Annotated in this window: 16 protein-coding genes; 4 read left to right on the forward strand and 12 right to left on the reverse strand. The window is 61.8% G+C overall.

What is annotated here, in order from left to right; genetic code table 11:
- From glcE to CRO59_RS06650, 4 genes are all read right to left on the reverse strand, one after another.
- Positions 1–1,050 carry a glycolate oxidase subunit GlcE gene (gene glcE, locus CRO59_RS06635; protein WP_096796514.1) on the reverse strand — a complete coding sequence of 350 codons (1,050 nt, stop codon included), beginning with the start codon at positions 1,048–1,050 and terminating at the stop codon, positions 1–3.
- The gene (gene glcD / locus CRO59_RS06640; RefSeq protein ID WP_097088795.1) at positions 1,050–2,549 is read right to left on the reverse strand and encodes a glycolate oxidase subunit GlcD; all 1,500 of its coding nucleotides are present in this window, start codon (positions 2,547–2,549) and stop codon (positions 1,050–1,052) included. Before glcD ends, glcE begins: the two co-directional genes overlap by 1 nt.
- A gap of 174 nt (positions 2,550–2,723) precedes the next feature.
- Positions 2,724–3,650: an alpha/beta fold hydrolase gene (locus CRO59_RS06645; protein WP_096796512.1), complete on the reverse strand. Its 927-nt coding sequence runs from the start codon at positions 3,648–3,650 to the stop codon at positions 2,724–2,726.
- Positions 3,651–3,671: 21 nt separating this feature from the next.
- The gene (locus tag CRO59_RS06650; RefSeq protein ID WP_097088797.1) at positions 3,672–5,123 is read right to left on the reverse strand and encodes an NAD(P)/FAD-dependent oxidoreductase; all 1,452 of its coding nucleotides are present in this window, start codon (positions 5,121–5,123) and stop codon (positions 3,672–3,674) included.
- 190 nt (positions 5,124–5,313) lie between these two features.
- On the opposite strand from CRO59_RS06650, the gene CRO59_RS06655 reads away from it, so the two are divergent.
- Complete coding sequence (locus CRO59_RS06655) at positions 5,314–6,387, forward strand: diguanylate cyclase (RefSeq protein ID WP_097088798.1); 1,074 nt, start codon at positions 5,314–5,316, stop codon at positions 6,385–6,387.
- 208 nt (positions 6,388–6,595) lie between these two features.
- Positions 6,596–7,831 (forward strand): M20/M25/M40 family metallo-hydrolase, encoded by a 1,236-nt coding sequence (locus CRO59_RS06660; protein WP_097088800.1) that lies wholly within the window; start codon positions 6,596–6,598, stop codon positions 7,829–7,831.
- A gap of 419 nt (positions 7,832–8,250) precedes the next feature.
- On the opposite strand, the gene CRO59_RS06665 is transcribed toward CRO59_RS06660, so the two are convergent.
- The 8 genes from CRO59_RS06665 to CRO59_RS06700 all read right to left on the reverse strand — a co-directional run bounded on the left by CRO59_RS06665 (position 8,251) and on the right by CRO59_RS06700 (position 16,538).
- Positions 8,251–9,120, reverse strand: a complete 870-nt coding sequence (locus CRO59_RS06665; protein ID WP_007968750.1) for an oxaloacetate decarboxylase — start codon at positions 9,118–9,120, stop codon at positions 8,251–8,253.
- 185 nt (positions 9,121–9,305) lie between these two features.
- Positions 9,306–10,340 (reverse strand): arginine N-succinyltransferase, encoded by a 1,035-nt coding sequence (gene astA, locus CRO59_RS06670; RefSeq protein ID WP_027611635.1) that lies wholly within the window; start codon positions 10,338–10,340, stop codon positions 9,306–9,308.
- 61 nt (positions 10,341–10,401) lie between these two features.
- The gene (locus CRO59_RS06675; RefSeq protein WP_097088802.1) at positions 10,402–11,418 is read right to left on the reverse strand and encodes an arginine N-succinyltransferase; all 1,017 of its coding nucleotides are present in this window, start codon (positions 11,416–11,418) and stop codon (positions 10,402–10,404) included.
- A 119-nt stretch (positions 11,419–11,537) separates the two neighbouring features.
- Positions 11,538–12,887, reverse strand: a complete 1,350-nt coding sequence (locus CRO59_RS06680) for an APC family permease (protein ID WP_097088804.1) — start codon at positions 12,885–12,887, stop codon at positions 11,538–11,540.
- Positions 12,888–12,972: 85 nt separating this feature from the next.
- The gene (locus tag CRO59_RS06685; protein WP_097088806.1) at positions 12,973–13,725 is read right to left on the reverse strand and encodes an N-formylglutamate amidohydrolase; all 753 of its coding nucleotides are present in this window, start codon (positions 13,723–13,725) and stop codon (positions 12,973–12,975) included.
- Positions 13,709–15,040, reverse strand: coding sequence for a glutamine synthetase (locus tag CRO59_RS06690; protein ID WP_097088808.1), 1,332 nt, complete (start codon positions 15,038–15,040; stop codon positions 13,709–13,711). Before CRO59_RS06690 ends, CRO59_RS06685 begins: the two co-directional genes overlap by 17 nt.
- Positions 15,037–15,681, reverse strand: a complete 645-nt coding sequence (locus tag CRO59_RS06695; RefSeq protein WP_097088810.1) for an isochorismatase family cysteine hydrolase — start codon at positions 15,679–15,681, stop codon at positions 15,037–15,039. The genes CRO59_RS06690 and CRO59_RS06695 overlap by 4 nt, the downstream gene beginning before the upstream one ends.
- Before the next feature lie 2 nt (positions 15,682–15,683).
- Positions 15,684–16,538, reverse strand: a complete 855-nt coding sequence (locus tag CRO59_RS06700; RefSeq protein WP_027611641.1) for a MurR/RpiR family transcriptional regulator — start codon at positions 16,536–16,538, stop codon at positions 15,684–15,686.
- Between the two features lie 336 nt (positions 16,539–16,874).
- Here CRO59_RS06700 and CRO59_RS06705 point away from each other — a divergent pair, with 336 nt between their 5' ends.
- Both CRO59_RS06705 and cobF read left to right on the forward strand, forming a co-directional pair.
- Positions 16,875–17,444: a histidine phosphatase family protein gene (locus tag CRO59_RS06705; RefSeq protein ID WP_097088811.1), complete on the forward strand. Its 570-nt coding sequence runs from the start codon at positions 16,875–16,877 to the stop codon at positions 17,442–17,444.
- Entirely contained in the window at positions 17,444–18,199 is a 756-nt protein-coding gene (gene cobF / locus CRO59_RS06710; RefSeq protein ID WP_097088813.1) for a precorrin-6A synthase (deacetylating), read from the forward strand. The genes CRO59_RS06705 and cobF overlap by 1 nt, the downstream gene beginning before the upstream one ends.
- Positions 18,200–18,280 lie beyond the last annotated feature (81 nt).

An 18,280-nucleotide genomic window follows, 5' to 3' on the forward strand; every position in this document is an offset into this window, starting at 1 on the left:
CTAGAACTCCGCGTACATCCGGCCGGGGTTGAATAGCCCTTGCGGGTCGAGTTGCGCCTTGAGTTGCCGGTGATAACGCATGAGCGCCGGGGCTAGCGGCTGGAACGGTGTGTCGCTGGCACCATGGGTAAAGCAGGTGGCGTGGCCGCCGAGTTCCTGGGCGAGGATTTGAATGTGTTGGTGATCGGATTTCAGCCAGCGTTGCGCGCCGGCCCAGTCGAGCAACTGCTGGCCGGGCAAGTCCTGCGGCCCGAGATTGTTCGGCAGCGACAGGCGCCACAGCGGCAGGCCTTCGTCGAAAAAGCTCAGGCGTTGCTCGTTCAGGTCGCGCCAGAACGTCGAATCCAGCGGTTCGCCGCCGAGCCGTTGATGCGCGGCGGTGACCGAGCCTTCGCCGCCCTCAAGGCGCAGATACAGGCTTTGCCCGTCATGACAGGCGCCGCTGATCGGCAACGGTTGCTGGCCCCATTCGGCCAGTCTGGTCAGCGCCCGTGCGCAATCGATATCGAGGCGGATGCTCAGGCATTGACGCGGTTTCGGCAGGACTTTCAGCGAGACTTCGGTCAGCACCCCAAGACAACCAAAACTGCCGGTCAACAGGCGTGAGAGGTCGTAGCCGGCAACGTTTTTCATCACCTCGCCACCGAACCGCAAGTGCTCGCCGAGACCGGTGATGACCCGGGTGCCGAGGACAAAATCGCGTACCGAACCTGACCAGGGCCGCCGTGGCCCGGACAGTCCGCTGGCGATCATCCCGCCCACCGTGGTGCTGTCGCCGAAGGCCGGCGGCTCGCAGGGCAACATCTGCCCGGCCGCGTCGAGCGCCGCGAGCAGCTCGCGCAACGGCGTACCGGCGCGCACGCTGACCACCAGTTCCGTCGGTTCATAGCGCACGATGCCGCGATGCGCGCGGACGTCGAGCACTTCACCGGCCACTTCGCGGCCGAGAAACGCCTTGCTGTTGCCGCCCTGAATTCTCAGCGGTGTGGCGTTGGCCCGGGCCTGGTTGACCTGATCGAGCAGCGCGTCGCTGGCGTCGAAATCAGCCATCAGAAACGCTCCAGTTCGGGAAATGGCAGTTGCCCGGCATGAATGTGCATCGCACCGAACTCGGCGCAGCGATGCAGGGTGGGGATATTCTTGCCGGGGTTGAGCAAGCCTTGCGGGTCGAACGCGGCTTTGACCGCGTGGAACAGGCTCAGCTCAGCGCTGTTGAACTGCGCGCACATCTGATTGATTTTCTCGCGGCCGACCCCGTGTTCACCGGTGATGCTGCCGCCAACCTGCACGCACAGTTCGAGAATCTTCCCGCCTAACGCTTCGGCGCGATGTAGTTCGCCGGGCTGGTTGGCGTCGAACAGGATCAGCGGGTGCATGTTGCCGTCGCCGGCATGGAACACGTTGGCCACACGCAAGCCGTATTCGGCGCCGAGGCGGGCGATGCCTTGCAGCACGCCGGGCAACTCGCGGCGCGGGATGGTGCCGTCCATGCAGTAGTAGTCCGGCGACAAGCGGCCGATCGCCGGAAAGGCATTTTTGCGCCCGGCCCAGAAGCGCACGCGCTCGGCTTCATCGCGGGCCTGCCGCACTTCGCTGGCGCCGGCCTGGAGCATGACCTCGCGCACCCGCAGGCAATCGTCGTGGACATCGGCTTCGACGCCATCGAGTTCGCACAACAGAATCGCCTCGGCATCAACCGGGTAACCGGCGTGAATGAAGTCTTCAGCGGCGCGGATCGCCAGGTTGTCCATCATTTCCAGGCCCCCGGGAATGATCCCCGCGGCAATGATGTCGGCCACGGCGCGGCCAGCCTTTTCCACCGAGTCGAAACTGGCCAGCAAGACTTTGGCGACCTGCGGTTTGGGCAGCAATTTGACCGTGACTTCGGTGATGATCCCCAGCAAACCTTCGGAGCCGGTGAACAACGCCAGCAGATCGAAACCCGGCGTGTCGAGGGCGTCGCTGCCCAGCGTCAGACGTTCGCCTTCGATGCTCAGCACTTCGATTTTCAGCAAATTGTGCACGGTCAGGCCGTACTTGAGGCAATGCACGCCACCGGCGTTTTCCGCGACGTTACCGCCGATCGAGCAGGCGATCTGCGACGACGGATCCGGCGCGTAATACAGGCCGAACGGCGCGGCCGCCTGGGAAATCGCCAGATTGCGCACCCCAGGTTGCACCCGCGCGGTACGGGCCGCCGGGTCGATGTGCAGAATATTGTTGAAGCGCGCCATGACCAGCAGCAGGCCTTTTTCCAGCGGCAGCGCACCGCCCGACAACCCGGTGCCAGCACCCCGGGCAACCACCGGCACGTTGTGTTGATGGCAGAGCTTGAGCAGGGTCTGCACCTGATCGAGCCGCCGGGGCAGGGCGACCAGCATCGGCGTGGTGCGATAGGCCGAGAGACCGTCGCACTCGTACGGTTTGAGCTCGTCTTCGCGCCAGAGCAGGTCGAGATCCGGGAGGGCGCGCTGCAGGGTTTTCAGCAACTCGGCCTTGTTCACCTCCGGTAGCGGTCCATCGAGGCGTTCGTCGTAGAGAATGTTCATTTCGACCCCATCGGCGGACGTGATTAGCTGTGGTGAGGGGATTTATCCCCGATGGCTGCGCAGCAGCCCCAACCCAGAGAATGCGGTGTGTCTGATTCAGCTTAGTGCTGGAACTGGGGCTGCTGCGCAACCCATCGGGGATAAATCCCCTCACCACAAGGATAGTGTTGGGACTCATCGCTGATTGCCCAGAAACTCCCGATACAACCGCGCGGTATTCCCCGGTTGTTCGACCATCGGCATGTGCCCGACGCCATCCCACACTTCGACCCGCAGATTGGCGATGCCCTTGCTCCACACCGGCACGCTGCTGACGTCGATCAAGCGATCCTTGCGCCCCCAAAGCAGCAGCGCCGGGCATTTGATCTCGGCCAGTTTCGGCTCCATCGGCGGGCTGGCGCGGAAGTCGCGGAAGATCTCTTCCAGTTCATCACGCTGGCGTTCGTATCGCTGAGCGATGGCGTCCAGCACCAGCCCGGGCACCCACGGCGGCGAGGCCATGGTCATCGCATAAAACTGGCGGAACTCTTCCCGGGAGTTGATCAGGAACGGGTTATGCCCACGGGCGAGGTGGCGCTCCATGTCGCTGGCCTGCGGTGCAGTGACGCCGGCCGGGTCGATCAGCGCCACCGAGGCGATCCGCTCCGGGTAAGTTGCTGCCAGCCATGCCGCGATGTAGCCACCCATCGAGTTGCCGATCACGTGGACTTTCTCCACGCCGCACACGTCCAGCAGCTGGATCATGCGCTTGGCCTGCAGCGCAATGTCGTAGCCGCCACCGGCCTTGAACCCGGTTTCCCCATGACCGGCGATGTCCGGAATGATCACCCGGTACTGGCGGACAAAATGCCTGGCGAAGCGCAGCCACAGATTCTTCTCGGCGCTGTAGCCGTGCAGCATCAGGATCGCGCTGGCTGCTTCATAGGGACCACCCTGCCAGGTCGAGACGGTCATTTCGGCAATCGGCACCTCGATTTTGTGCAACTTGTACAACTTGGCCTCGAGCGCCGTGCTGAGGTCGTACAACCAATGCCCGATCGCTGGATAACTCAACCAGCTCCAGGCCACGAAAACCGCGAGAGCGACAAACAGCACAAGCATCGACGTCTTCCTTTTACGTGTTCAGGACAGAATGTGGTCAGCCGGTTTCAGCGTCCGGGTCAACCGGTAGTAGCTGAAACTGAAGCCCGGAAATATCGCGATCACATGACCGCTCTTGCTCTGATACCAACTGTGACAGCCGCCGGACTTCCACACCGTGCGTTCCATCTCACGGTGGATCATTGCAGTGTAGGTACGTTCCGCTGCGGGGCGCACTTCGATGCTGCGCAGGCCTTTTGACTGCAGCGTGTGGATGCAGTCGAGGATGTAGTTCATCTGCGCTTCGATGATGAACAGCGCCGAGGTATGCCCGATGCCGGTGTTGGGCCCGGTGACGATAAACAGGTTGGGAAAGTCCGGCAGGCTGGTGCCCAGGTAGGCGCGCGGGTACTGCGCCCAGACGTCCTTGAGTTGCACGCCGTGCCTGCCGGTCACCGGATAGGAGACCACACCGTCGGTGGCGTCGTAGCCGGTCGACCAGATAATCAGATCGACATCGATGTGCTGGCCGTCGGTGGTGGTGATGCCGGTTTCGTCGATTTCGGCGATGCCTTGTTCGCGGCTGTGCAGCGTGACGTTGGGCCGGGTCAGCGCCGGGTAATAGGTGCTGGAAAGCAGGACGCGCTTGCAGCCGATAGTGAAGTCCGGAGTGAGTTTTGCGCGTAGAACCGGGTCCGGCACCTGCTGTTTGAGAAAGCGCAGGGCCTGACGCTGGACCAGATGAATCGCCGGTTTCGAATATTTGAAGGCGATGACCCGGGTTTCGAATTGCCAGTAGAGCAACCAGCGCAGCAGCTTGTAGGCCGGTTTCACCCCCAGCAACCAGCGCTGGAAAGGCCCGAACCTGCGATCGGCGCGCGGCAGCACCCAATGTGGCGTGCGCTGGAACACGTGCAATCGCTCGACTTCTGGAGCAATCGCCGGAATCACCTGCGCAGCACTGGCGCCGCTGCCGACGATGGCCACGCGTTTACCGCGGTAGTCGTAGCTGTGATCCCAATTGTTGGTATGAAAAGTCTTGCCCTGAAAGCGATCCAGGCCGGGGAAGGGTGGGATCACCGGTTGGCTCAACGGGCCGGAGGCGTTGATCACGAACTGAGCGTAGAAAATCCCCTTGCTGGTATGCACCGCCCAGCGCTGTTCGGCGTCGTCCCATTCGATGCGTTCGACGTTGGTTTGCAGCTCCACGCGCTCGCGCAGGCCAAAGCGCTCGATGACGTGTTCGGTGTATTGGTGCAGTTCAGCCTGGGCGGCGAACATCTGCGTCCAGCGGTACGGCGCGAAGGACAGCGAATACAGCGGCGACGGCACATCCACCGCCGCGCCGGGGTAGGTGTTCTGGCACCAAGTGCCGCCGAGGAAGTCGCGTCTTTCCAGCAGGCGAAAATCGTCGATACCGGCCTTGAGCAAATTGACCGCCGCACATTGGCCGCCAAATCCGCTGCCGATGATCAACACTCGGTAGGTCTGCATGGGCCTCCTTCTTATAGTCGTTTTTCCGTTTTCGTCCTTTCAGGTATAGCTAAAAATTTGCCCTGTGCGCGACGGCGATGGCGCGGTATTCAGCGGCTGGCCGGTGATAGCTATTTAACGGCTGCCTGTTAGACTTCCAGCACATCCGTCTGACGGTGTGCGCAGGTTCCGTTGAGTGGTCGAGGCCCTTATGCGAAACAAGGGGGGAAAGGGACTTTCATTGGCCAGGAGGCTTTATACATCGCGAACCCTCGGGCTGGTGCTGGGGCTGTTGTGCGTGAGCGCGGCGATGTACCCGCTAGACCCGCCGCTGTGGGTCTGGGCGTTGATGCTGTTCAATGGCCTGCTCTGGCCGCACCTGGCGTTTCAATGGGCCCGTCGTGCCAGCGTTCCTTACCATGCGGAACACCGCAATCTGTTGGTTGATGCCTTTATGGGCGGCTTCTGGGTCGCCGCCATGCAGTTCAATCCGCTGCCCAGTGCCACCACCATTTCGATGATGGCGATGAATAACGTCGCCATCGGCGGATTACGTTTTCTCGCGGCGGGTCTTGCCGCGCAGGTTCTTGGTATCGGCGTCGGCCTGGTGGTTTTCGCCCCGGCGTTCATCCCGCAAACCTCGCCTCTGCAGCTTTATGCCTGCCTGCCGTTGCTGATGCTGTACCCGCTGGCGCTGGGCTGGATCTGCTTTCGCCAGGCCTACACGCTGGGCCTGCACAAGCGTGAGCTACTGGCCCTGAGTCGCACCGACAGCCTCACCGGACTGCTCAATCACGGCGCGTGGAAGGATCAACTGGAAATCGCCTTTCAACGTTGCCGCCGGCAGCAGCAGGGCGCAGCGATCGCGTTGATCGACATCGATCACTTCAAGGCGATCAACGACACCTACGGGCATGTGGCGGGTGACATCGTGCTGCGCCAGTTGAGCAAAATGCTCAAGCAGAACCTGCGCGCTGCGGACGTCGCCGGGCGCTATGGCGGCGACGAGTTTTGCGTGATCCTGCCTGACCTGCCGCTGTTCAATGCCGCGCAGGCGATGGAAGCCTTGCGCGAACGTTTCGCCACCCTCGGTTACGAACAGAACCCGGCGCTCAAGGTCAGCCTGAGTATTGGTCTGGCGGCATACGATCCGGCGCATGGCGACGCGACACGTTGGCTCAATGATGCGGATCAGGCGCTGTACGAGGCCAAGGCCACCGGGCGCAATCGGGTGATCTGCAACAGTGATGATCTACCGAAGCAGGAACTGCTCGATTCGGTCTGACTGCCCAGCACTATCACCTGTGGGAGCGGGCTTGCTCGCGAAGGCGTTCTGTCAGTGGCATGGATGTCGGCTGACACTCGGCTATCGCGAGCAGGCGAAGGCCTACAAGTGTTCGGTGTCGGCCGCAGAGATGTCGCATCCGGTATAGAGCCTTGCGTCGATGTCAGGTACGGTTCAATTCCCCCCGACGCGAAACAAGGATCGATTCATGACGTTCTCATTTTCCCGCTCGCTGCTGGCCGCCAGCCTCGGCCTGTCCCTCGTCCTCAGCTCCGCCAGCGCCTTCGCCGAACCGCACAAGCAAGTGCTGGCGGATGCCGAGCAGTATCAGCCCGAAGCCCTGAAACTGCTGGAACGGCTGGTCAACATCGACTCCGGTTCCGGTTATGAACCGGGCCTGAAACAAGTCAGCGAGATCGCCATCGATGAGCTGAAGAAGCTCGGCGCCACCATCGAGCTGGTACCCAATACCCCGGAAAAATCCAACCACGTGCTGGCGACCTTCAAGGGCACCGGCAAGGCAAAAATCCTCTTGATGGCGCACATGGACACGGTGTTCAAGGAAGGCTCCGCCGCCGAGCGCCCGTTCCGCATCAAGGACGGCCGCGCCTACGGGCCGGGGGTGATGGACGACAAGGGCGGCATCGTCGCCGGGATCTACGCGCTGAAAATTCTGAAGAACCTCGACTTCAAGGATTACGCGCAAATCACCTTTTTGCTCGACGCCAGCGAGGAAACCGGTTCCGACGTCGCCACCGACCTGATCAAGAAAACCGCCAAGGCTCATGACGTGACCCTCAACCTCGAACCGGGGCGTCCGGCCGATGGTCTAGTGGTGTGGCGCAAAGGCAGCGCGACGGCGCTGGTCGAGGTCAAAGGCAAGGCGGCGCACGCCGGAGTCGCGCCGGAACTGGGGCGGAACGCGGCGATGGAAGCGGCGCACCAGATTCTGCAACTGGGCAAACTCGGCGACGAAGCGAAGAAAACCACCATCAACTTCACCGTGCTCCAGGCCGGTGATCGCACCAACGTGATCCCGGATCACGCCACCGCCAAGGCTGACGTGCGTGCGGCGGTGCCGGAAGAGTTCGACCGGATCGAGAAAGACCTGGCGCGAGTGTCGCAGGACAAGCTGATCGCTGAAACCGAAGTTACCACCAGCCTCAAACGCGGACTGCCACCGATGCCGCAAACGGCGGAGTCGGATCGCTTGATGGCCATGGCCCAAGGAATTTACGGCGAAATCGGCCGCAAGCTGACCGAAGAGGGCAGTGGTGGCGCGGCGGATGCCAGCCTGTCCGCCGGGGTGGGTACGCCGACGCTGGACGGTTTCGGGATTGTCGGCGGCAATATCCATACGCCTGAGGAATACGCCGAAGTGGCGAGCGTGGCGCCGCGGATTTATCTGTTGTCGCGGATGATCATGGAACTGGCCAAGCGCTGACTCCCTCGGATTGGCGGTGCTGCAACTGACGCCTTCGCGAGCAAGCTCGCTCCCACAATGGATCTGTGCCGAACACCGATGCTGTGTTCACTGAAGATCCACTGTGGGAGCGGGCTTGCTCGCGAAGGCGGGGGGGCAGGCTAAATGGGTGTTGAATGTGCCGACGTCATCGCGAGCAGGCTCACTCCTACATGGGATCTGTGTTCAACACCAAAGCTGTGTTCACTGAAAGATCCACTGTGGGAGCGGGCTTGCTCGCGAAGGCGGCGGGTCAGGCTAGATGGGTGTTGAATGTGCCGACGTCATCGCGAGCAGGCTCACTCCTACATGGGATCTGTGTTCAACACCAAAGCTGTGTTCACTGAAAGATCCATTGTGGGAGCGGGCTTGCTCGCGAAGGGGCCAGATCTGACCGCAGCTTATTCCTTGACGCTCATGTATTCCTTCGCCCACAGAATGTAATCCTCAGGCTGGGTATAGGTGTGCGTCAGCTCGGTGGCGCTCAGGTCCGAGGCCTGGGTGAAAATCTGGCGTTGTTCGCGCAGGCTGTCGTAGGTCGCCTTGATCGCGGCGAAGTAGGCGCCGTGGCCGTCGATGGTCACGCGCACCCCGAGTTCGGCCAGGCGCTTGTCGTCGCGCAGCGCCGGGTTGCCGTAGGTCACCAGCATCAGCGGGACCGTCAGGTGTTCGGCGATTTGCTCGAGCTGATCGAAGTCCTGCACCCCGACCATGCAGATGCCGTCGGCACCGGCGGCCTGATACTGCTTGGTGCGGCTGATGATTTCCTGATTCGGCAGAATCCCGGCATTGGTGCGGGCGATGATTGCCATTTCCGAATCGACCCGGGCTTCCAGCGCCGCGCGGATCTTGCCGACGCCTTCGGCGACCGAGATCAGGTCGGTGGACTTACGGCCGAATTGCGCCGGCAGCAGGGTGTCTTCGATGGTCAGGGCGGCGACGCCGGCGCGTTCCAGTTCGACGATGGTGCGCATCACGTTGAGGGCGTTGCCGTAACCGTGGTCGGCGTCGGCGATCACTGGCAACTGGGCAACGCGGCCGATGCGGGTGGCCTGTTCGGCGAATTCGCTGAGGGTGATCAGGGCAAAGTCGGGGGCGCCCAGCACCTGCAGCGAGGCCACGGAGCCGCCGAGGATCCCCACTTCAAAACCCAGGTCTGCGGCAATGCGCGCGGACATCGGGTCGAACACCGAGGCGGTGTGGTAGCAGGTGTCGGAAGCCAGCAATTGACGGAAGTTACGGCGCAAATCTTGATGGGAAAGCCTGGTCATACGAGTTCCACCAATACAAAGGAATGGAACGGCTTGAGCAAAGGTGTCAACGCCGAAGAATGAAAAGGCTATCACGCGAATGGGTCAAGGTTCATGACGAATTTGCGAGTGAGGCGTTGATGAAGGATCCAGCGGCTGAAAGGTTTCATCGGCAGTCAGCGGATTTTCACTGGCTAAACCGCAGATCAGGCCGCTACCGCCTGTTGCTGTTGCCTGGGCAGCAGCACGGCGCGCACCGAATTGCCCGGTTGCAGTTGCAGGCGCTTGGCGGTGAGGCGATCGACCACCAGGGTATTGCCGACCAGACGACCGGGGGCCACGGTGATGCGGCAGTTCTCCAGGCGCCGGTTGTGGATCAGCCACAACGGTGCCTGATCGTCCGGCGTGCCGAGACTCAGGGTCAGCGCCAGGCTGTCGCGCACGGTACGAATGTTGCCGATCGGTGCTTCGATCACCGGGCCACCGTCGAAGATGTCGATGTAGCCCTTATGCACAAATCCTTCTTCGCGCAGGATCTTCAGCGCGGGCTCGGTATTGGGATGCGCCTGGCCGATGGCCGCCTGTGCCTGTTCGGTGAGCATGCAGGTGTACAACGGCTGGCGCGGCATCAGTTCGGCGATGAACGACTTGTTGCCCAGACCCGATAAGTGGTCAGCATGGCTGAAGTCCATCTGGAAGAAATGCCGGCCCAGACTGTCCCAGAACGGCGAGCAGCCGAGTTCATCGGCACTGCCGCGCAGTTCGGCGATCATCTTCTCGCCAAACAGTTGCGGAAACTCGGCTACGAACAGGAGCCGCCCGAGCGACAGCAGCCGGCCATTGTTGCCATGGCGTTGCTCATGCTGAAGGAACAGAGAACACAGTTCCGACTGGCCGGTCAGCTCGTTATTGAGAAACAGTGTGGGGATCTGCCGCGAAATGCCCAGATCCGGTGCCGAACTCACGGTCAGGCCGACTCGGTAGTTGTACCAAGGCTCGCGCAGGCCTACCGCGCCGGTCAGGGCGCTGACGCCGACCACCCGCAGGTCGTCATCTTCAAGCACGAACAGATAATCGGCGTCGGCCCGTTCCACTTGTCCGGAAAACGCGCGCTGGGCCCAACGCACCCGGTGGGCGAGGCGATCCTCATTGGCCGGGAGGGTGGTGAACCCCGGGCCGGCCTGTTGCACCAGAGTCATCAGTGCTGGCAGGTCGCTGACTTTGACCGGACGGACGATCATGCGGTAACTCCTTGTACGCGCCGGTTCGGGCACTGTCGTTGGGTATGCAACCGGGCGCGGTTCACAGGGCGGTCAGCCTGATCGTGCAGCCATCGCTGACCTTCAGCGCCGCGCACAGGGCCGGCGTCAGCGACAGCGGTTGATCGGGCTGGTAATCCAGTTCGGCGACGATGGCCCGGAAACCGTGCAGCGCGTCGTTGCTCAGCAGGTAATGGCCGCGGGCGTCGATCTGCGCCTGCTCGCGCACGCTGGCTGTCTTGCTGTGGGCGATAGAACGGATGTTCGCGGTGCGCGCATACAGGGTCGGACCGGCGTCGAACAGATCGATGTAGCTGTTGGTTTCAAAGCCTTCGCGTTCGAGGATGTCGAAGGCTTCCTGACCGTCCGGGTGAATCCGGCCGATGCACTCCTGTGCTGCCGGAGGCAGCATCGGTACGTAAATCGGGTATTGCGGCATCAGTTCGGCGAGAAACGTGCGGCTTTGCAGACCGCACAGGCGCTCGGCCTCGACGTAGGGCAGGTCGAAGAAGTGCTTGCCCAGTGCGTCCCAGAACGGCGAATGACCGTTCTCATCGCTATAGCCGACGATCTCGGTGATCACCGCATCGGCGAAACGTTGTGCGTGAGCGGCGATGAACAGCAGCCGTGCCCGCGACAGCAATTCGGAAAAGGCGCTGCGCACCAGTGCGTTGTCGATGTGAAACCCGCGCAACAGCGTGTGTCCACTGAGGTCGTGACACAGTGACAACGCCGGCACCCCGTGCTCGATGTTCAGTTCCCGCGAAGCACTGGTGAAGTGGCGATTGCGCAAGCTGTAGAACGGTTCGTTGAAACCGGCCGTGGCGAGGATCTCCGAGCAACCGACCAGCCGTTGAGTGTCGAGGTCTTCCAGCACGAAGAAGTAGTTCTCCGGGCCTTGCGCCTGAATGTCGTTGTCGAACGAGGCACAGGAGCCGGCGATTTTTTCGCGCAGGCGTTCGACGTCGTCAGGCAGCGACGTGACGCCGACCAGGCTGTCGCGGGCCAGCTGCTGCAATTGCGGCAGGTCGGTTGTCTCGACTGGGCGTAAGACCAGCATGGATGCACTCCTGTATCAAAGGGTCCGGTGATCCCCACCGAACCTGACTATCACTGTCGGTTGCCACGCTTTAAAGCGGCGGTCGCCTGATTTGATGTCAGACGCCGCTCTTTTTCTTGTCAGCCATTGCTCGGGTCAGGCAGCGCTGTGCTGGCGCCGAGCTTGTTCAGGAAGAACAGGTACACCAGACCCAGCGCAATCCAGATCAGGCCGAGTTTCTGCGCATCGACGCCCATGTTGTACATGATGGCGGCGACGATGATGAAGCCGATCACCGGGCAGATCAGATGGCGTACGACCTGACCGGACTTCTGCCGACGCCAGTAGTAGTTGATCACTGTCAGGTGCAGCAGCATGAAACCGCTGAGGGCACCGAAGTTGACCAGCGAGGTCAGGGTGTCGACCGAATTGATGAACAGGTAGCAGATCACCAGCGACAGCACCGCCACCAGATAAATGCTCAGGTACGGGGTGTTGTGCTTCGGGTGCACCTTGGCCAGGACTTTTGGCAACTTGCCATCGCGGGCCATGCCGAACAGCAGGCGCGACACTGCCGCTTGCGAGGTGATCGCTACTGCGACACCCCAGGCCAGCGCGGTCGCCACCCCGGTCAGGGTGGCCAGCCAGCTGCCAGCGGTGATTTCGGCGATTTCATAGAACGCGGTGTCGGCGGACTTGAAGCCCATGCCGGCGGCCAGATCGGTGGCGATCCAGGTCTGTACGACGAAAATCACGCCCATCACCACCAGCGTGATCAACGCTGCGCGGCCGACGCTGCGGCCCGGATCGCCTTTGATTTCTTCGGCGAGGGTCGAGATCGCATCGAAGCCAAGGAACGACAGCACGGCAATCGACACCGCTTGCATCAGCAGGGCGAAATTGAACGTTTCCGGGTGATACAGCGGCGCCAGGGTCAGCTCGCCGTTGCCGCCACCGTTGTGCAAAGCGTTCCAGGCATAGAACAGGAAAATCCCCAACACCACCAGCTGTGCCAGCAGGAAGATGATGTTCATCCGTGCGGTGAAGGTGATGCCGCGCAGGTTGACGAATGTCGCGCTGACCAGAAACGCCAGAATGAAGCCGACCTTCGGAATGTCCGGGTACAGATGGTTCAGGGCCATCGCCGCGTAGACGTACAGCAGCGGTGGAATCAGCAGGTAGTCGAGCAGCATCAGCCAGCCGGCGATGAAACCGACGTGTTGATTGAGGCCGCGTTGTGCGTAGGAATACACCGAGCCTGCGATCGGAAACGCCTTGGCCATGCTGCCGTAGCTCAGCGCGGTGAACAGCATCGCGACCATGCCGATGATGTAGGCCAGCGGCACCATTCCGGGCGCCTCGGCATTCACGTAGCCATACACGCCGAAGGGGGCGATGGGGATCATGAAGATCATCCCGTACACCACCAGGTCGGTCAGTGTCAGGCTACGTTTCAACTCCTGTTTGTAGCCGAACTCTTCTATTTCCATGAAGCGCAACTCCTTGTCAGCCTATCCAGCGTTTTAGTTGTTATGTCGATCCATCGTTACAGCGTCAGCAGTCTTGCAGCATTCTTTACAGCAGCGGCGCCAGGCGCTCGGCCCACAACGATACCGCTTCGGGGCTGCGCAGCAGGTCGTTGCGCACCTCGATCAACACCGATTCCAGCCCCCGGGCATCGCCGTGCACTGGCACGGTCATGTCGCCCAGCGGATCAACCCGGTACGGCTGGTTGCCCGCGACGTTCAACGGGTGCTGGCCGAGGCCATCGATCACCCGTTGCGCATAGGCGCCGGCCTGACCGAACAGCACGCCGACTTCCAGCGGGCGCGGCTGGCCGTAATACACCGGGGTAAAACTGTGAATCCCCACTACCCGCACCGCCTGGCCTTGTGCAACGCGCTGGTCGATCAGGGTCTGCAGCCGGGCGTGAAACGGTTTGAACAGGGTCTGGCGCCGGTATTCGCGCGTGGCTTCGTCCAGCTCGCGGTTACCCGGCACCTGATAAATCTCGCTCTGCGCCGGAATGCTGTCGGGCGCATGCCGGGGCCGATTGAGGTCGATCAGCAGCCGTGAATAGTTGGCGCTCAACAGCGTTGCCCCGAGTGTCTCCGAGAGCTTTTCGGCCAGTTGCAATGCGCCGATGTCCCAGGCGATGTGCTCGCGCGCGGCTGCATCGTCCAGGCCCAGATTGTTCAGGGCCTCGGGGATGTAGCGGCTGGCGTGCTCGCACACGAGGATCAACGGATGCGATGAATCTTCGCGGCTCAGGTTGTAGACCGGGCGGGTGTACAACCCCAGCTCGGCGGATTCAGTACAGGCGTGCATAGTGCTCACACAGGTCAGCGGGCGAGAGCTGTTCCGTCAGCGCCAGTTCCTCGGTTTTAAGGGCGTGGTAAGTGTCGAGCAGCGGCTTGGGCAGCCATTGATTGAAGGCTGCACTGTCACGCAGGCAATCCAGCGCCTGGGCCAGCGAGGCGGGCAGGGCCACAATGCCCCGGGCCTTGCGTTGCTCGTCGTTGAGTGAATCGGGAATTTCATCGGTGATCGCGTTTAGCGCCAGACGCTGTTCAATGCCCAGCCGTCCGGCGATCAGCAGCGCGGCCATTGCCAGATGCGGCGAGGCGGTGGCGTCCATCGCGCGGAATTCGAGGTTGTACTGCGCCGCCACGGATTTGCCGCCCAGGCTCACGGTCGGGCAGATGCGCAGCGCCGCTTCACGGTTCTGCTGCCCCAGACACGCATAGGACGCGCTCCAGTGGTGCGGCTGCAAACGCTCGTACGACACCGGTGTCGGCGCGGTGAACGCACACAGCGCCGGCAAATAATGCAGGATCCCGGCGGCCCAATGCTGGCCGAGGGTCGACAGACCGTTGCTGGTGCCGGCGTCGTAGAGCAGCGGCAGACCTTGCAGGTCGAGCAGACTGACGTGCAGGTGCACGCCGTTGCACACCGCGTCGGCCTTGATTTTCGGCGCGAAGCTGACGTCGACACCCATTTGTCGGGCGATTTCGCGGGTGATCTCGCGCACGTTGACCGCACGATCCGCCGCCGCCACCCCGAGGGTCGGCCGGCAGGTGATTTCGTATTGGTGCTTGCCGTATTCGGGCAGGAACATTTCCGGCTCGACACCGCCGGCGCGCAACGCGCTGAGCAGCCAGCCGCCGAATTCGGCACCCTGCCGCTGGGCTTCAAGGGAAAACGCCAGATGCTCGGCAAAACCGGCATGCAGGTTGAATTCGTGTTCGAACGCCGCGTTGACCTGCAAACCGAGGTCGTCGCGATAGCGCTCGATTTCATCGCGCAACAGCGTGCGCGGACAGGCGCTCCACGGTCGGCCATCGGTCTCGCGGATGTCGCCGTGGATGAAGTCCAGCGCCGGTGCTGCGGCGTCCGGGCCATTACCGACCGTCACGCGACTGGCCAGATCGGGAATCAACCGCAAATCACCATAGGCGCCCCATGGGTTGGTCGAGGCGATGATGTCCTGAGGCGTCAGTGCGCTGTTGGCTGGCACCCAGCCGCACCCGGCCGCTTGATAATGTTCCAACTGATCGGTGGGAAACGAGCGGCCACGGGTGATGCCGATCAGGTCGGTGGTGACGATGGTGGTCATCGGCAACGGCGTCAGGCGCTCGCTCATGGACGCATCTCCTGCAAGCGGCCGAGCACGGTTTGTGTGTCAGTGATCCAGCAGTAACCCTTGATCGCGTTCAGGCAGGCGTCATGCCGCGCCGGGGTGTAGGTGGCGCAGGCGTCTTCGACCAGCGTCACCAGATAGCCACGGTCGGCGGCATCGCGCACGGCCATGTCGACGCACTGGTCGGTGACGATGCCGGCAATGATCAGGTGGCGGGTTTCGAGGTTACGCAGGACGTAATCGATGTTGGTCGAGTTGAACACCCCGGACGAGGTTTTCGGCAACACGATTTCGTTTTCCACCGGGGTCAGGTCGTCGATGATCCGCGCCTGGGTGCTGCCCTTGGGCAGGTGCATGTCCGACAGTTTGTGATCCAGCGAGCGGTCGCGACCGTCGGCGGTCAGGCTTTCGATAATCGTATGCAGCACATTCTGCCGCGCTTCGCGAAAGGCACTGAGCAAACGGCGCTGGTTGGGCACCACCTGCATGTGCGCGCGGGTCAGGAAATACTCGGCATCCGGGCCGTTCAGGTGCGGGTCGAACTGCGGTTCGAGCCAGGCACGCTGCATGTCCACCAGCAACAGAGCGGTGTGACCGGTGACGAACGACAAATCCCGCGGCGAGCGGTGGGGAAGACTGAACATCCTTATTTATCCTCCAGCAGATGGGTGTTGAAGTCGTTGCGCAGGGCGTCGATGCCTTCCAGGCGATCGGCCAGATCGGGGCTGCGCAGGGTCAGGCAGGCAATCAGCGCCTCGACCTGGGCCAGCGCCGGCACCATGGTGTCGAACGGCGAGGCCGATTCCACCGGAGCACTGATGATCAGGTCAGCCAGTTCACGCAGTGGCGAGGCATAGATGTCGGTGAACAGCACCACCCGCGCGTTGTTGTTCTTCGCCGCCGAGGCCACCCGCAGGGCCTGGGACTGGTAGCGGCGGTAGTCGAACAGCAGCACCACGTCCTGGCGTTGCAGATCGAACAGGCGGTCGGGCAGTTGCGCGTTGTCTTCCAGCGCAAAGCAGCCGGGTCGCAGCAGGCGCAAGTGGTTGAGCAGGTAGTTGGCCATCAGGCTGCTGAAGCGCCCGCCGAAGCAGTAGATCTGGTGCCGGGTATCGAGCAGCCAGTCGAGCAGAATGCGCACGTCTTCGGGTTGCGTCAGAACCTGGGTTTCCACCAGCAGGCGTTGGCTGTCAGCCAGATAATGGCCCCAGGCATCGTCTTTATTGAGGTGCGAGCGTGGCTGCAACAGGGTGCGCGGCGAACGCAGGCGGTGGTCCATGTCGCTGAGCAGGGCGTCCTGAAACTCGGCATAACCGCCAAATCCGAGCTTCTTCACCAGCCGCACGATGGTCGGATCGCTGACGCCGGCGTGTTCGGCCAGACGCGCCATCGGACCCAGGCCGTTGCGTGGATACTGGTCGAGCAGGGCGCGAATCACTTTGCGCTCCGACGGCGTCAGTTCCAGGCCGGGGTCGGTGATCAAGTCTCTGAGAGGGGGCATCCGGGCTCCTGCTGGATGAAGGGGGGGGGTGTTGAATTCGTTTCACAATCCGTTAAAACAGTATTTATGTAACTCAGGTTACATGTCTAGTGAATTTTTAGCGTTGGCGATTCGACGTTTAAATAAGCTCACAACCCTGAGTAACAAGGGCTACACCTAAGTCTGTGCCTCTTGTAGTCCATTGCCTCCAGGCGTGTCAGACATTGCCGCTTTTTCTACTTCAAAGTACTGGGGTGGAGGTTCACGAGATCCCCTGAATCGACCGGGTTACGGCACAATTGCCACAAGACCGGCGATTTGCCGCCGATTCAGCTGATGCTTATCGAGTGAAATCCTGTGCAGTCCACCCGTTTGACTTTGATTTGCCACGCGCGAACCGTCGCACAGAAATTGTCGCGCTTTCCTACGAACGAGCCTGTTGAAAATTCGCCATTCGCGATCGGCGCGTTGGCCGCGAAGTTCGCCAGCGCCAGTCGTTTGTTGTGCGGGCCGGAATTGCGTACGCGCCAGACTGCCGAGTGGTTCGGTGCGGCGCCGCAAGTGGACGAAGCGCTGCGCGATTGCGATTTGGGGCGCTGGCACGGGCAAGCGATCAAGGATCTGCAAGTGCGCGAGGCCGAGGCCTTGCAGGCGTGGATCCATGATCCGCAGGCGGCACCGCATGGTGGCGAGTCGGTAATGCAGTTGAGCGAACGCGTGGCGGAATGGCTGACCAGTCTGCAAGGCGTATCGGGGCACATCGTCGCCGTCACCCATCCGTTTGTGGTGCGTGCGGCACTGATGCAGGTGTTACAGGGCGCGGCGTTCAACGCCATTGATGTTGAACCGTTGTCCATGGTTGAACTGCGGTTCAACGGCATCTGGCGGCTACGCTTGCCGGGTATCGATCTTGCGGGAGCACTGTGATGAAACGACTGTTGGTCATCGGCATCGGCGCCGGAAATCCCGACTACATCACGATGCAGGCGGTGAAGGCGCTGAATCAGGTCGACGTGTTCTTTCTGATGGACAAAGGCCCGAGCAAGGACAAACTGATCGATCTGCGGCGCGACATCTGTGCGCGCTACATCACCGACCCTGGGTATCGCTTCGTCGAAGCCCACAGCCCGGAGCGCGAGCGCGGCGAAGTGGATTACACCCGCGCGGTCGATGATCTGAACCGCGCCAAGCAGGAAACCTTCGAACAACTGATCAAAGAAGAATTGGCTGACGAGCAGTGCGGCGGATTCCTCGTGTGGGGCGACCCGGCGCTGTACGACAGCACCGTTCGTATCCTGCAGGCGATTCTCGCGTCGGGCCGTTGTGCTTTCGAGTTTGAAGTGATCCCCGGGATAACCAGCGTTCAGGCGTTGGCGGCGCAGCATAAAGTGCCGTTGAACAGCATTGGCCGGTCAATTGAAATCACCACTGGCCGGCGTCTGGCGGCAGGGCAGGTGAGTGACACGGACAGCCTGGTGGTGATGCTCGATGCGGAAGATTCCTATCACCATGTGGCGGATCAGCAGACCGAGATTTACTGGGGCGCTTACCTCGGCACGCCGGATGAGATTCTGATCAGCGGCAAGCTCAAGGATGTTGCGGATCAAATCGAGCGCACGCGTAAAGCGGCGCGGGCCGAGCATGGGTGGATCATGGATACCTATCTGTTGCGCAAGCCCTAGATTATGTCTGTCTGGGCTGGCCTCTTCGCGAGCAGGCTCGCTCCCACAGGGGTACCCATTTCAAATGTGGGAGCGAGCCTG

The sequence above is a fragment of the Pseudomonas sp. LAMO17WK12:I5 genome, from assembly GCF_900215165.1.
Lineage (GTDB): Bacteria > Pseudomonadota > Gammaproteobacteria > Pseudomonadales > Pseudomonadaceae > Aquipseudomonas > Aquipseudomonas putida_A.

Coding starts and splice junctions, on each gene's coding strand:
- glcE (WP_096796514.1), bottom strand. CDS start 1,050: ATGGCTGATTTCGACGCCAGCGACGCGCTGCTCGATCAGGTCAACCAG.
- glcD (WP_097088795.1), bottom strand. CDS start 2,549: ATGAACATTCTCTACGACGAACGCCTCGATGGACCGCTACCGGAGGTG.
- CRO59_RS06645 (WP_096796512.1), bottom strand. CDS start 3,650: ATGCTTGTGCTGTTTGTCGCTCTCGCGGTTTTCGTGGCCTGGAGCTGG.
- CRO59_RS06650 (WP_097088797.1), bottom strand. CDS start 5,123: ATGCAGACCTACCGAGTGTTGATCATCGGCAGCGGATTTGGCGGCCAA.
- CRO59_RS06655 (WP_097088798.1), top strand. CDS start 5,314: ATGCGAAACAAGGGGGGAAAGGGACTTTCATTGGCCAGGAGGCTTTAT.
- CRO59_RS06660 (WP_097088800.1), top strand. CDS start 6,596: ATGACGTTCTCATTTTCCCGCTCGCTGCTGGCCGCCAGCCTCGGCCTG.
- CRO59_RS06665 (WP_007968750.1), bottom strand. CDS start 9,120: ATGACCAGGCTTTCCCATCAAGATTTGCGCCGTAACTTCCGTCAATTG.
- astA (WP_027611635.1), bottom strand. CDS start 10,340: ATGATCGTCCGTCCGGTCAAAGTCAGCGACCTGCCAGCACTGATGACT.
- CRO59_RS06675 (WP_097088802.1), bottom strand. CDS start 11,418: ATGCTGGTCTTACGCCCAGTCGAGACAACCGACCTGCCGCAATTGCAG.
- CRO59_RS06680 (WP_097088804.1), bottom strand. CDS start 12,887: ATGGAAATAGAAGAGTTCGGCTACAAACAGGAGTTGAAACGTAGCCTG.
- CRO59_RS06685 (WP_097088806.1), bottom strand. CDS start 13,725: ATGCACGCCTGTACTGAATCCGCCGAGCTGGGGTTGTACACCCGCCCG.
- CRO59_RS06690 (WP_097088808.1), bottom strand. CDS start 15,040: ATGAGCGAGCGCCTGACGCCGTTGCCGATGACCACCATCGTCACCACC.
- CRO59_RS06695 (WP_097088810.1), bottom strand. CDS start 15,681: ATGTTCAGTCTTCCCCACCGCTCGCCGCGGGATTTGTCGTTCGTCACC.
- CRO59_RS06700 (WP_027611641.1), bottom strand. CDS start 16,538: ATGCCCCCTCTCAGAGACTTGATCACCGACCCCGGCCTGGAACTGACG.
- cobF (WP_097088813.1), top strand. CDS start 17,444: ATGAAACGACTGTTGGTCATCGGCATCGGCGCCGGAAATCCCGACTAC.